This is a genomic window from Pseudoduganella albidiflava (genome assembly GCF_004322755.1).
GTDB classification, from domain to species: domain Bacteria; phylum Pseudomonadota; class Gammaproteobacteria; order Burkholderiales; family Burkholderiaceae_D; genus Rugamonas; species Rugamonas albidiflava.
Window position 1 is genome coordinate 4,960,743 of the sequence record NZ_CP036401.1, and the last position, 12,759, is coordinate 4,973,501.

12 protein-coding genes are annotated in these 12,759 nt (G+C 65.1%); 5 read left to right on the forward strand and 7 right to left on the reverse strand.

What is annotated here, in order from left to right; genetic code table 11:
* Nucleotides 1-98: 98 nt before the first annotated feature.
* Genes EYF70_RS20540 through EYF70_RS20550 form a run of 3 tightly spaced genes read left to right on the forward strand, consistent with a single transcriptional unit; the run spans nucleotide 99 to nucleotide 2,151 of the window.
* Nucleotides 99-587, forward strand: coding sequence for a DUF6328 family protein (locus EYF70_RS20540; RefSeq protein WP_131147076.1), 489 nt, complete (start codon nucleotides 99-101; stop codon nucleotides 585-587).
* Nucleotides 588-637: 50 nt separating this feature from the next.
* Complete coding sequence (locus EYF70_RS20545) at nucleotides 638-1,399, forward strand: hypothetical protein (RefSeq protein WP_131147077.1); 762 nt, start codon at nucleotides 638-640, stop codon at nucleotides 1,397-1,399.
* The gene (locus EYF70_RS20550) at nucleotides 1,399-2,151 is read left to right on the forward strand and encodes a hypothetical protein (RefSeq protein ID WP_131147078.1); all 753 of its coding nucleotides are present in this window, start codon (nucleotides 1,399-1,401) and stop codon (nucleotides 2,149-2,151) included. The genes EYF70_RS20545 and EYF70_RS20550 overlap by 1 nt, the downstream gene beginning before the upstream one ends.
* A gap of 3 nt (nucleotides 2,152-2,154) precedes the next feature.
* On the opposite strand, the gene EYF70_RS20555 is transcribed toward EYF70_RS20550, so the two are convergent.
* The 4 genes from EYF70_RS20555 to lptF are packed head-to-tail and all read right to left on the reverse strand — an operon-like array spanning nucleotide 2,155 to nucleotide 5,552.
* On the reverse strand, nucleotides 2,155-2,913 hold the full coding sequence (locus EYF70_RS20555) for a carbon-nitrogen hydrolase family protein (RefSeq protein ID WP_229420476.1): 759 nt from the start codon (nucleotides 2,911-2,913) through the stop codon (nucleotides 2,155-2,157).
* Nucleotides 2,900-3,277, reverse strand: coding sequence for a sirohydrochlorin chelatase (locus EYF70_RS20560; protein WP_229420477.1), 378 nt, complete (start codon nucleotides 3,275-3,277; stop codon nucleotides 2,900-2,902). Before EYF70_RS20560 ends, EYF70_RS20555 begins: the two co-directional genes overlap by 14 nt.
* Nucleotides 3,274-4,437 carry an LPS export ABC transporter permease LptG gene (gene lptG, locus EYF70_RS20565; protein WP_131147079.1) on the reverse strand — a complete coding sequence of 388 codons (1,164 nt, stop codon included), beginning with the start codon at nucleotides 4,435-4,437 and terminating at the stop codon, nucleotides 3,274-3,276. Before lptG ends, EYF70_RS20560 begins: the two co-directional genes overlap by 4 nt.
* Nucleotides 4,434-5,552, reverse strand: a complete 1,119-nt coding sequence (gene lptF / locus EYF70_RS20570) for an LPS export ABC transporter permease LptF (protein ID WP_131147080.1) — start codon at nucleotides 5,550-5,552, stop codon at nucleotides 4,434-4,436. The genes lptG and lptF overlap by 4 nt, the downstream gene beginning before the upstream one ends.
* A 209-nt stretch (nucleotides 5,553-5,761) precedes the next feature.
* Between lptF and EYF70_RS20575 the strand changes: the two genes are divergently transcribed.
* Nucleotides 5,762-7,255, forward strand: a complete 1,494-nt coding sequence (locus EYF70_RS20575) for a leucyl aminopeptidase (protein ID WP_131147081.1) — start codon at nucleotides 5,762-5,764, stop codon at nucleotides 7,253-7,255.
* Nucleotides 7,256-7,544: 289 nt separating this feature from the next.
* Here EYF70_RS20575 and EYF70_RS31265 read toward each other — a convergent pair whose 3' ends face one another.
* Both EYF70_RS31265 and EYF70_RS20585 read right to left on the reverse strand, forming a co-directional pair.
* Nucleotides 7,545-8,099 carry a hypothetical protein gene (locus EYF70_RS31265; RefSeq protein ID WP_174800419.1) on the reverse strand — a complete coding sequence of 185 codons (555 nt, stop codon included), beginning with the start codon at nucleotides 8,097-8,099 and terminating at the stop codon, nucleotides 7,545-7,547.
* A gap of 7 nt (nucleotides 8,100-8,106) precedes the next feature.
* On the reverse strand, nucleotides 8,107-8,496 hold the full coding sequence (locus tag EYF70_RS20585) for a phiTE_015 family protein (RefSeq protein ID WP_131147082.1): 390 nt from the start codon (nucleotides 8,494-8,496) through the stop codon (nucleotides 8,107-8,109).
* 403 nt (nucleotides 8,497-8,899) lie between these two features.
* Here EYF70_RS20585 and EYF70_RS20590 point away from each other — a divergent pair, with 403 nt between their 5' ends.
* Nucleotides 8,900-9,664 carry an exodeoxyribonuclease III gene (locus EYF70_RS20590; RefSeq protein ID WP_131147083.1) on the forward strand — a complete coding sequence of 255 codons (765 nt, stop codon included), beginning with the start codon at nucleotides 8,900-8,902 and terminating at the stop codon, nucleotides 9,662-9,664.
* Between the two features lie 8 nt (nucleotides 9,665-9,672).
* Here the strand turns inward: EYF70_RS20590 and EYF70_RS20595 are convergent, their stop codons facing one another.
* Nucleotides 9,673-12,606, reverse strand: coding sequence for a bifunctional diguanylate cyclase/phosphodiesterase (locus tag EYF70_RS20595; protein ID WP_131147084.1), 2,934 nt, complete (start codon nucleotides 12,604-12,606; stop codon nucleotides 9,673-9,675).
* Between the last annotated feature and the right edge of the window lie 153 nt (nucleotides 12,607-12,759).

Genomic DNA, 12,759 nt, shown 5'->3' on the forward strand with positions numbered 1-12,759 from the left:
CCGCCCCTCTCCTCCATCGCGCCGTGCCGCTGGTTACGGCTGGGTAGCGGGCGCCCCTTCCGTGGGGTTCTCCCTATAATGGGGAAAAATCCCACGATATGAAAGTCGACCCACAACAACCAAACAAAGGCGTCCCCGACGACGCCGACCTGCCCGAAGACGGCGACTTCTCCGACATGCTCAGCGAGATGCGCATCGTTCTGCCCGGCGCACAGACACTGGCGGCCTTCCTGATCATCCTGCCCTTCAATGGCGGCTTCCGGCACATCGTGCAATCGGAAAAATACGTGTTCCTGGCCACGCTGTTCTTCGCCCTTTCCAGCCTGATCCTGCTGTCCGGGCCCGCGGTGCAGCATCGCGTGATGCGCCCGCTGATGGACCGCGAGCGCTTCAAGCGCGTCGCGACGCGGCAGATCGTGGCTGGTTCGGTGGCACTGGGTATCGCCCTCGTGCTGGGTACCAATCTCGTCGTTTCCGAAGTCTTCGGCAACCAGGTCGGCCTGATCGTCGCCGTCGCGATCGGCGTGATCGTCGCTTCGGTGTGGTGGCTGATGCCGCTCTGGCTCAAGCGCAACAAGCGGATCTAGGACCGCCGCCGCTGCTAAAATACCGCCTTTTGCACAGACTGGGAGGCAGCATGGGACAAGCACACGACGTACTGGAACGGGCGCGCACCGCGCGGCTGGAAGGCCGGTACGAGGATGCGCTGCGCGACCACCTGTGGTTCCACGAAAACGCGCTGGCGGTGGAGCCGGGCCTGGCGGGTGTTCGCCTGTCGTTCGCACTGCGCGACTGGATCTATCTGGCCGAGCAATTCCCGCTGGCGCGCCGCGCCCTGCAGGGACTGCGCGACCGCGACACGGAGCGCATGCTCAACGGCGGCGAAGGCACTGGTCCGGGACTGCGCGAACTGTTCCGCGACATTGTCGCCATCAACAGCGCCCTGGGCGAGGAACGGGCGACCCACGACCTGTTCGTGCGGATGGATATCCAGATGCCGCTGCTTGCCCGGCAATGCGCCGACTTCGCGCTGCCGGCCCTGGTGGCGGCCGAGGACTTCACGCTGGCGCGCCGCTACCTGGGCGATCCGGCCGAGCGTGTGCGCGGGCTGGCGGCCAGCCTGAACGCCTACACGGAAGAGCTGGTGAAGACGGCCGGCACGTCGTCCGCCCCTGCCCTGCTGTCGTTCGTGCTGAACTACACCAAGGAAGTGCGCCTGGTGGTGGAAGTGCTGCGTCGCCAGGATGACGAGGCGCTGGCCGAGCAGGTATCGCGCGCCGCCCTGGATGAGCTGAAATCGGATGCACTGCGCGATGCCGTCGAGCGCGAATTCGACAGCCCGGGCGCGACGATCCAGGCAATGGTGGCGCATGCGCGCGCCAACGTGACGGAACACTGATGGAGCCGGTGCGGCAGGCGATCATGGCCCGCCAGGCCGGCGATTACGACGGGGCGTTGCGCGTGCTGGCCGGCATCGCCGATGACCTGCGCCGCGATGATCCGACGCTGCCGCCCTTGCCATTCATCGTGCTGTTCGAGTGGGGCCAGCTGATCGAAGTCCATTCGCCTGCGCGCGATGCCCTGGCGGCCTTGCGGGACGAGCACGTGCGGCGGCTGCTGGATGGCGATACCGACAGCGCGGAGGAAGCATTCGGCGGAAGAACGCATTCGCGATTCTGGGATATTGCCTGGTTCAACGACACGCTCGGCGACTCCCGGTCGACATACGAAGTCTTCCTGCACCTGCTGCGCACGACGCCCGAGGTGGCGGCACGTTATTCGTCCCGCGCCCTGCCCGCGATCGTCGAGCAGGGCGACTATGCGCTGGGTGAACGTTACCTGCCGGAGCCGCTGTCGCAGCTGGGCGAACTGAATGCGACCGCCCGCTGGGCGCCGTTGCTGCCGGCCGATTTCAGGCCACCCCATCTTTCAGCACTGCTGTCGGGTTACGTCCAGGCATTGCGGTTGCGTGGCGCGATCCTCCACGGACTCGGCCGCCATGCCGAAGCTGGCGCATTGCGCATGGCCGGGCTGGCAGGCATCGAATCGGAGGAACTGCGCGCGCTGGCGGAAAAAGAGCTGGTCGCCCCCGGCGCGATCAGCCAACTGGTGGCCACGCACCAGGCATCGTTGCCGCCATCGCCGGCATAAAGGTCACGCGCCTGGCGCGATGGCGCGAGCCTGCCATCCATCGCGATCGCGCCGGGCCAGCAGCAGGCATTCGCCGCCGCCGCCGGCCGCGATCACGAGGTCGCCGTTTTCATCCCACAGCGCGCTGCGCCCGGCGATCTGCCAGCCACCGGTCGGGCCGCCGTGATTTGCCATCGCCACCGGCATCCGGTGTTCGCGCGCATGGCCGCGCAGCAGCGCCGCATCGTGCGCGTAACCGTTTTCCGAGATCAGGACGCTGGCCGCGTAGAGACCCGCACCGCCCCGCGCGGCGGCAGCCGCATGTTCCGGATGCGCGATCTCGGCGCACACCGCCAGTGCAATCCGCACGCCCTGCATGGCCAGGGCGGAACCGCCGTCACCTACCGCGAAGGCGGCTTCCTCGCCCGGATGCAGGTATTGTTTCGTGTAGACCTGCACCGTGCCATCGGGCAGGAACGACAGCGCGGCGATGCGTGGCAGGCCGGCCGTTCTCAAGGGAGCACCCGTGACGAGCACGACGCCAAGCCGCATGGCGGCTTCCCGCAGCGGCGCCAGTTGCACATCGTCGGCGGCCACGGCAAGCGCGGCGGCCAGCGCCGGCTCGTAGCCCGTCAACGACAGTTCGGGGAACAAGACCAGGCGCGCGCCTTCGCCGGCCGCCGCTTCCGCCAGCGCGACGTGGCGCGCGACATTGGCGGCGATGTCGCCCTTGACGACGACCGGCTGGGCGATCGCGAACGGCGCGATCTCAGCGAGGCTCAAGCAGCGATCCCACGCAGTAATCGGCGATCGCCTGCAGTACGGCGGCGTTTTCCCCGGCCGCTTCGGCAACGCGGATGGCCAGTTGCGGATGATCGGCGCGCAGCTGGTCGATCATCTCAGGCAGGTCGCGCAGCACGTGGCCGCCCTGCCCCAGGAACACCGGCACCACGGTGAGGTCCGTGACGCCTTGCGCCAGCAGTTCGGCGGCGCGCTCGGGCAGGCGCGGCGACATCAGCTCCAGGAAGGCCAGCGAGACATCGACGCCGGGCTCGCGCGCGGCCACCAGGTCGCGCAGGCGCTCGAATGGCGCGGCCCAGCTGGCGGCGCGGGCGCCATGGGCAAACAGGATCAATGCTTGTTTCAATGTCGTTCCACCCAGTAGAGTGCCCCCATGGCGAGGGCAAGGAAAATCACGCTCGGCATCACCGCCACCAGATAGGCGGGGAGCGAGGACAATGCGCCCACGTGCGCGAACAGCGTGTTCACCAGCAGGAAGCTCACGCCGATCATGATGCCGATGAAGATCTTCAGGCTCACGCCGCCGCTGCGCGTGTGCAGGTAGGCGAACGGCAGCGCCAGCGCCATCAGCACGAACACGGCCAGGGGGTCGAACAGCTTCTTCCAGAAGGCGATCTTGAAGCGCTCGGTGCCCTGCCGGTTTTCCTGCAGGTGGCGGGTGTACACGGCCAGTTCGTTGGCCGACATGCGTTCCGGGTCGGACGAGGCGACCGACAGGATCTTCGGCGTGATTTCCGACACCAGATCCTTGGTGGCGTGCTGCCGGGTCTCGATCGCGCTGGTCTCCTGGGCGAAATTGTTTTGCGGCGTGGCCTCGCCCGTCAGCAGCGCAGGATTGGTGAAGTGGTTCTCCGTCACCTCCTGCAGGCGCCACACGTTGTCGCCCTGGTAGGTGCCGCTCTTGGCGACCGTGAGCGTGCGCAGCCGGTAGCTGTTGTCGAATTCGTAGAGCTTGACGTCCACCAGCGTGCCGTCCGGGCGCACCTGGCGCACGTTGAAGAAGCGCGAGCCCTGCACGGTGCCGGACAGGCCGCCGCTCTTGACGATATCCTTGGTCCACAGGCCGGAACGGAAATCGGAAGAGACCGTGGCGCCGCGTCCGGTCAGGTGCAGGCGCTCGGCCATCAGCGCCGTGCGCGGCGCGATCAGCTCGCCGAAGATGAAGGTGACGACGACGAAGGCGATGCCGGTCTTGAACAGCATCCAGCCCGCCATGCGCGTCGACATGCCGGCGGCGCGCATGATGGTGAACTCGGACGACGACGCGAACTGCGCCATCGTGTAGATGGTGCCGATCAGCGCGGCGACGGGCATCACCTCGTAGACGTGCTGCGGCACCATCACCAGCACATACAGGAGCGCATCCTGGAAGCGGTAGCCGTTGCGGCCCACGGAGGACAGCTCGTTGGTGAGGTCCATGAAAGCCGTCAGGCCCAGGAATGCCAGCAATACCAGGCCCACGGCCTTGGTGATGGAAACGGTGAAGTAGCGCTGCAGGACCGTCATGCCGCCCCCTGGCCGCGCTTGCGCGACGCGAACAGTGCGCGCGGATGCCAGCGGCTGTTCACGTTCAGGCGCCACAGGAACAGGGCCAGCACCGTCAGCAGCGCCACCAGGTGCAGCGGCCACCAGCCCAGAGTGAAGCTGAACCGGCCCTGCTCGACACCTTTCCTGAACAGTTCGTTCATGTTGTAGTACGTGAAGAAAATGAGGATCGCGATGATCAGGTTGGTGGAACTGCCGGCGCGGGGATTGACGAAGCCGAGTGGAATCGCCAGCAACAGCAGCACGAAGCAGGTGATCGGCGCGGAAATGCGCCACAGCAGTTCGGAGCGCGCCTGGTTGGTGGGAATCTTGACCAGGGTTGCCGTCGGGATCGCCTTCACGTCCTGGATCGGATCGAGCCGGGTGGCCTGCTGCGCCACCTGCATCCTGTAGGTGTCGAACTCCATCGTCTGGAAATCGGCCTGGCCCGGCTGGCCCTGGTAGCGGCGGCCGTTCTTCATCACCAGGTAGCGCTGGCCGTTATCGGCCGTTTCGACCACGGCGTCCTTTGCCACGATGACGGAAGTGCCGCGCGCATCGACCTGGTTGACGAACACGTTCTGCACCGAAGCGGTCTGGCCCGACGCGCCTTCGGCGAAGAAGATCGCGTTCCTGGAACCCGATTCCTTGAACTGGCCGGGCGACACCTTCTGCAGGTCTTCGCGCTTGGTGAAGCGCTCGACGTACTCGGCATACTGCAGCTTGGCCCATGGCCCGGCGTAGAACGACAGCACCGCGGTGACCACGATGATGGGAAAGCCGAACGTGAGCACGGGCCGGATCCACGCCGTCAGGCTCTGGCCGGAAGCGAACCAGACCACCATTTCGGATTCCCGGTAGGTGCGGGTGACTACCAGCAGCACGGCGATGAAGCTGGTCAGCGCAAGGATCAGGGGCAGGTAATTCAGCGACGTGAAGGCGATCAGCGCGATGACATCGCCCGATGCGACCTTGCCGCCGGCGGCCTGGCCAAGGATCCTGATCAGGGTCCACGTGAGGATGATGGTGAACAGCACCGTGAAGGTAGCCCCGGCGGAGCCGAGCAGCTCACGCCGGAGGGCGCGTTGAAAAATCATTCGAAGCTTATAATTCGATAAGTGAGTCATGCGGGCGGCGCATGAAGCCGGCGTCCTTGCCGGCCGATTCGGCCGATTCGCGTAACTGGGTTAAGCTACCGCGCTTTGGTGTTTGTCCACGAGACGAATAGCCGAATGGCGAATAGCCGAATAGACGGACTGACGAACAAACGGACAGACGAACAAACGCGCACCAACGGAGAACAAAAATGGACTTTAGCATAAAAGCATTCGACACCAAGAACACCATCGCGTCGGCCAAGACCGGCTGTGTCGCAGTGGGCGTATTCGAAAACAGGAAGCTGTCACAGGCGGCCCAGGCGCTCGATGGCGCCGGCCAGATCACGGCGGCGCTGAAGTCCGGCGACATCACCGGCAAGCCCGGCACCACCCTCCTGCTGCGCGGCGTGGATGGCGTGGCGGCCGAGCGCGTGCTGCTGGTGGGACTGGGCAATGCCGACGGCGTGACCGAGAAAGCCTTCACGGGCGGCGTGCAGGCCACCCTGAAGGCGTTTGCCACGCTGGGCGCGGCGGACGCCATTATCGCACTGCCGCTGGCCGAACTGAAGGACCGCGACGTGAACTGGGCGATCCGCACCGTGGTGGTGGCCGCGCGCGACAGCATCTATCGCACCGACGCGCAGAAATCCAAGAAGGATCCGGCGCCGGCGGGCGTGAAGAAGCTGGCGCTGGCCGTGCCGAACAGCGCCGCCACCAAGCTGGCGCTGGCGCAGGCGATCGCCGTGGCCAACGGCATGCAGCTCACCAAGGACCTGGCCAACCTGTCGGCCAACGTGTGCACGCCGACCTACCTCGCCGAGACCGCCAAGAGCCTGGGCAAGGAATACAAGTTCAACGTCGAAGTACTGGAGCGCAAGCAGCTCGAGGCACTGAAGATGGGCAGCTTCCTGTCGGTGACCAACGGCAGCGAGCAGCCGCCGAAGTTCATCGTCATGAAGCACATGGGCGGCAAGCCGAAGGATGCGCCGGTGGTGCTGGTCGGCAAGGGCATCACGTTCGATACGGGCGGCATTTCGATCAAGCCGGGCCCCGGCATGGATGAGATGAAATACGACATGGGCGGCGCCGCGTCGGTACTGGGCACCTTCCGCGCGATCGGCGAAATGGGCCTGAAGCTGAACGTGATCGGCATCGTGCCGGCCTGCGAGAACATGCCGTCGGGCCGCGCCACCAAGCCGGGCGACATCGTCACGTCGATGAACGGCCTGACCATCGAGGTGCTGAACACGGACGCCGAAGGCCGCCTGATCCTGTGCGACGCGCTGACCTACGCCGAGCGCTTCAACCCGGCCGCCGTGATCGACGTGGCCACGCTGACCGGTGCCTGCATCGTGGCGCTGGGCCACCACCACAGCGGCCTGTTCACGCGCGACGACGACCAGCACAACGCGCTGGCCGAGGAAATCGCCGCCGCCGGCCGCGCCACCGGCGATACCGTGTGGCGCCTGCCGATCGGCGAACAGTACAACGACCAGCTGAAATCGAACTTCGCCGACCTGGCCAATATCGGCACGCCGGGCGGCGCCTCGTGCACAGCCGCCGCGTTCCTGGAAAACTTCACCCGCAAGTATCCATGGGCCCACGTGGACATCGCCGGCACCGCCTGGAAATCGGGCGCCGCCAAGGGTGCTACCGGCCGGCCGGTGCCGCTGCTGACGAATTTCCTGATCAACCGGGTATGACGACTGGGCATAAGGACAGGGCATAACGACAGGGCATAACGACAGGACCTGCACCCGGCGCCAGCCAGGGAGTAGCGCCCCGCGAAAAACGCCGCCCCGCTTGCGCAGGGCGGCGTTTTTCATTGGCGCAGTGCGTGGCGATTCGTCCCGGTGCGCATCAGAGAGGGATCGCATCCGGATACAGAACTTGCTCAAGGACTTACTGCGGAATGAGCCCGCGCCACGCGGCGCGCGGCGCGCGGCCTTGTCCAGGCTCGTGCATGGCGAGCACAGACGGGGCCCTCGATCCTCAGTAAATGGCGGAGCCGCCCGGCGGTTGCGGGATTGGCGGAGGCGGGGGTGGCGGAGCTGGAGCCGGGGCAGGCGCGGCCGGGGCAGGCGCCGGGGGCGGCGCAACCCGTTTCAGCAAGACGGTCAGGGTGGCCGGATAATCGAACCCGGCACCGGTCTGGCGATCGACGAACTGGCCGGTGCCCGCCGTGAGCAGGATATTGCCCCAGCGTGAACTGTTCTGCTTCGGACCGATCTGGTCGACCGCATACACGTCATTGAGCCGGCAGTCGACTTCCAGGGGCCTGGTGCTTTTGCGGATGCGCACACGGCCGGGCGACGTGACGAACCAGCGACCGGCATCGTTGGTGAGGACGCAACCGATCCCGGCCACCTGTTGGTGGTCGAGCACGGTTTGTACCATCACATACTGCTCGGTCGATTCGGTCAGCGTGGCGCAACCCGCCAGCAAGATCGCCAGCGTGGCTCCCGACAATCCGAGCAGCCCGGCCGGGACCGATCCGGCATGGCGCGCAAGCGCCATGCCGGCCGTAATCGTCTGCCGGGTTGGCATCGAGCGGTCAGTCGCCGTTCTTGGCGGCCTGCTGCTTCTGCTTCAAGCCCTGGATGACATGCATGATGTCATCCATCGCCGTGTTGTCCCTGCTCTTCAGTGCCGAGAAAGCATCCAGCACTTCGTTCAGCACCTGGTTGCGCACGGCGGCCTCGTCCGAAGCAATCACTTGCGGACGTGTTGCGGTGGCGGTCGCGGTTGCGCTACGGGCACTACCCTTGTCCACGGCGTCCTTCGCGGTCTTGCGGCCGCCAGGGGTCTTGCCGTGTTCCAGCGCTGCCTGCCAGATCAGCCAGCGGCGCTGCGTTTCATACACCAGATATTCTTCTGGCTTGTCTTCGCGGCGACGGACGATGTGACCGTCCTTCTGAGCCCATGCTTCGAATGCAGATCGCATTTTCTTCCTTTACAAATGCTTTGCACGTTAAACCAAATAGTTCTCAATAGTACCATCTATTGACGCACGACAACACTAGAGATGAAGCAATTTTGTGTTGCCGCTGACGATGGTCCGGTAGCCGGGGCGCAAGCAGTTCATGGTGAACAGACTCAGTATATTGCCCTTTTCAGGCGACGCGAACGAATTTTAGTACTATTTTGATAACTGTGAGGCAAAAAATGCAATAAATTTTCAAAATGGTCGCATTTTGCAACGAAGTTGCGTCTGAGAGTAGTCTTATTATTTCCAATTGCTGACGCAGCGCAATTGAACTTCCGTACATTGTATTAGGTTTTTGCAACTCGTGGAGTACTCATTGCGGTAATATGCGGCCCGAAATGAAACACCCACGAGGAATACTATGCAACTGGTCACCTGGAACGTCAATTCCCTGAATGTCCGCCTGCCACACCTTTTGCAGTGGCTGGAAACCAATCCCGTCGACATCCTCTGCATTCAGGAAACGAAACTTACGGACGATAAATTTCCAGTGGCGGCCATCGAAGCGGCCGGCTACCAGGTGCAGTTTTCGGGACAAAAGACGTATAACGGCGTGGCGATCCTGTCGCGCCTGCCGATGACCGATATCGTCCGCAACAATCCCCTGTACCCCGACGAACAGCAGCGCATCCTCGCGGCGACGATCGATGGCATCCGCGTCGTCTGTGCCTATGTACCGAACGGCCAGGCGGTGGATTCGGACAAGTATGTCTACAAGCTGGGCTGGATGGCGGCCATGCGCGACTGGCTGGCCGATGAACTGGCGCGCCACCCGAACCTGGCGGTGCTGGGCGACTACAACGTGGCGCCGGAAGACCGCGACGTGCACGATCCGGCCGTATGGGAAGGCGAAGTGCACGTGTCGCCGCGGGAACGCGCCGCCTTCCAGGCCTTGCTCGACGTCGGCCTGGTGGATTCCTACCGCCTCTTCGCGCAACCGGAAAAGACGTACAGCTGGTGGGATTACCGGATGCTGCGTTTCCAGAAGAACCAAGGCTTGCGGATCGACCATATCCTGCTGTCCGCCCCGCTGGCGGCGCGCTGTACCGGCTGCACGATCGACCGCACGCCGCGCAAGTGGAAACAGCCGTCCGATCACACGCCGGTGATCGCCACGCTGGCTTAGGTTCGGGCTCAGGCGTCCGGCCCGAGCCGCTCCAGCATGTTCGCGGCATTGGCGCGCGGCACCGGCGGCGAGAACAGGTAACCTTGGGCGAACTGGCAGCCCTGCTCCTGCAGCAGGGAATAATGCCCTTCCGTCTCGACGCCTTCGGCCACCACCGACAGCTGCAGGCTGTCCGACAGCGCGACGATCGCGGCCACGATGGCCCGGTCTTCCGCGCTCTTTTCCAGGTCCTTGATGAAGGCCCGGTCGATCTTGATCTTCTTGACGGGGAAGCGCTTCAGGTAGGCCAGGCTCGAGTAGCCCGTGCCGAAATCATCGATCGACAGGCGGATGCCCATCGCGTTGATCTGGCCGAGAATATCCAGCGTCTGCTCGCCGTGCTGCATCAGCGCGGTTTCGGTGATCTCGAATTCCAGCAATGCCGGGTCGATGCCGGTGTCGTCGAGGATGCGCCGGATCGCCGGCACCAGCCCGCGGTGCATGAACTGGCGTGGCGACAGGTTCACGGCCAGCGGCACCGGCTGCAGGCCCTGCCGCTTCCACTCCATGCTTTGCTCGCAGGCGCGGCGGATCACCCATTCGCCGACGGGGACGATCAGGCCGTTCTCTTCCAGGATCGGGATGAACTTGTCCGGCCCCACCAGGCCGGTGCCCGGCCGCTGCCAGCGCAGCAGCACTTCGAGCGAATGCAGGCGCCGCGTGCCGGTGTCGATGATCGGCTGGAAGTGCAGCTCGAACTGGCTCTGCGCCAGCGCCACGCGCAGGCTGCTCTCCAGCTCGAAATGCGCGGCGGAGGCATTCATCTTCTGCGTGAAGAACTGGTACGTGTTGCGGCCGGCCGCCTTGGCGTGGTACATCGCCGCATCGGCATGGCGCATCAGCGTTTCCACGTCCTGCCCGTCGTCCGGGCAGACGCAGATGCCGATCGACGGCGTGACATGAAGCGTGTGCCCGTCGATCGGGAATGGCAGCGCCAGCGCGTCGATGATCTTCTCGGCCACGTTGGCCGCTTCCTCGCTGTCGCGGATGTGCGGCGCCAGCACCACGAATTCGTCGCCGCCCAGCCGCGCCACCGTGTCGCTGGCCCGCACCGCCCGGCACAGGCGCCCCGCCACTTCCTTGAGCAGCGCATCGCCGGTCACGTGGCCCAGCGAATCGTTGATCGTCTTGAAGCGGTCCAGGTCGAGGAACATCACCGCCAGCAGCCGTTCGGTGCGCTGGGCATTGAGCACGGCCCGCTCGATGCGGTCGGTCAGCAGCGCCCGGTTCGGCAAGCCGGTCAGGCTGTCATGGTAAGCCATGTGGTGGACCCGCGCTTCGGCCTGGCGGCGCTCGACGATCTCGCCCTGCAGCATCGCGTTGGCGCCCGCCAGCTCGGCGGTACGCTCCAGCACGCGGATTTCCAGGTCGTCGCGCGCGCGGCGCACCGAGTCCGCCGCCTGGCGCAGCGATTCCTCGGCGGCCTTGTGTTCGGTGCGGTCCTCGGCGATCCAGATGGTGCCCTGCGCCGGCGACTCGGCGTTCACCACATAGGCGATCAGCTGGGCCCAGAACGTGGTGCCGTCCTTGCGCCGCAACTCGATCTCGGTCTGGAACGGCCGGGCTGCCGCCAGCAGCGGGCCGGCCTGCGCACTGAGCGCCTCATAGGCGGCCAGCGACGGATACAGCGCATCGCAGGCCATCCCGATCGCCTCGTCGGCGCCATAGCGGAACATCTCTGAAAAACCGCGGTTGTGGCGGGTGATGGTGCGCTGGCGCGTGAAGAGGATGCTGATCGAGGCGTTGTTCATCAGCGCCTCGGTTTCCATCTGGTTCTGCCGCGACTGCGTCACGTCCTCCAGGATCCAGATCGTGCCGCCATCGTTGTGTTCCTCGTCCACGGCCTTGGCGCGCACGCGGCACCAGAACAGCGAGCCATCCTTGCGCTGGAACTGGAACTCCTTCTTCTCGAACGGCAGGCCACTGGCCAGCACCGGGCCAGCCTCGCCACCGAACTCGCGGTACACCTGTTCCGAAGGAAAAACGTCGCCCGAATGCATGCCGATCATCTCGTCCGGCGCATAGCCGAACATGGCGGCAATGCGCGGGTTGCAGCTCAACATGCGCTGGTTCTTCGTAAACAGGATGCCGACCGATGCGTTGTCGAGGATCGCCTTCTGCTCCAGCAGGATCTTGCGGGTGGCTTCGCTGGCGGCGCGCTGCTCGCTGATGTCCTCGACGATCCACACCATGCCGGCCTGCTCGTCGGACGGATCGACCGCGCGGCCGTGGGCGCGGCACCAGAACAGCGCGCCGTCGCCCCGCTTCATCGGCGTTTCCAGCGTGACCGAGCGCCCCTGGTGCAGCACCGGCATCCACTGCCGGCGCAAGCGGTCGAAGTGCTCCATGTCCGGGTACAGCTGGCGGCTCGCCAGGCCTTCCATGTCGTGGCGCGCATAGCCGAACATCTCGGCCGCGCGCATATTGCATTCGTGGACGTGATCGAGCTTGCTGAAGATGATGCCGACGGCGGCGTTCTCGAGGATCGCGCGCTGTTCCAGCAGGGCCTTGCGCAATGCGCGCTGGTCGCGCTGGACCGCGCCGATGTCATGGAACAGGATCGTGCCACCGCGCCGCGCCGACGCGGCAGGGAAAGGCTTGACGGTGACTTGCACGGCCACGTACCGGCCGCCGGCGGCGGCCAGGCAGCTGTCCCACGCCGCGGTGTCGCCACCGGCCAGCGCCGCTGCCAGCGCCGCGCCACTCTCCGCGCGCACATGCCGCGCGAACAGGTCCGCCATTGGCAGCCCGCGCGGATCATGCGCCAGCAGCACATCGAATTCCGTGTTCGATGCCACCACGGCGCCGTCGCCATCGCATGCGCAGGCAGGCATGCCGATCAGCTGCAAGGCATCGGCGATGGGGTCGGCTATCGGAGCGACAATGGTGAGGGCATCGTTCATGGCATTATTACACGCAATAATAGCTGCATCGAGGCAACTCAACGGCAAATCATAAACCAGCCGTCCTGCAATAGCCATGCACAATGCACGAAGCCCGGCGGCGCCGGGCTTCGATACAACAGATGGTTACAGGAATGGTTTTAAAACCACCCG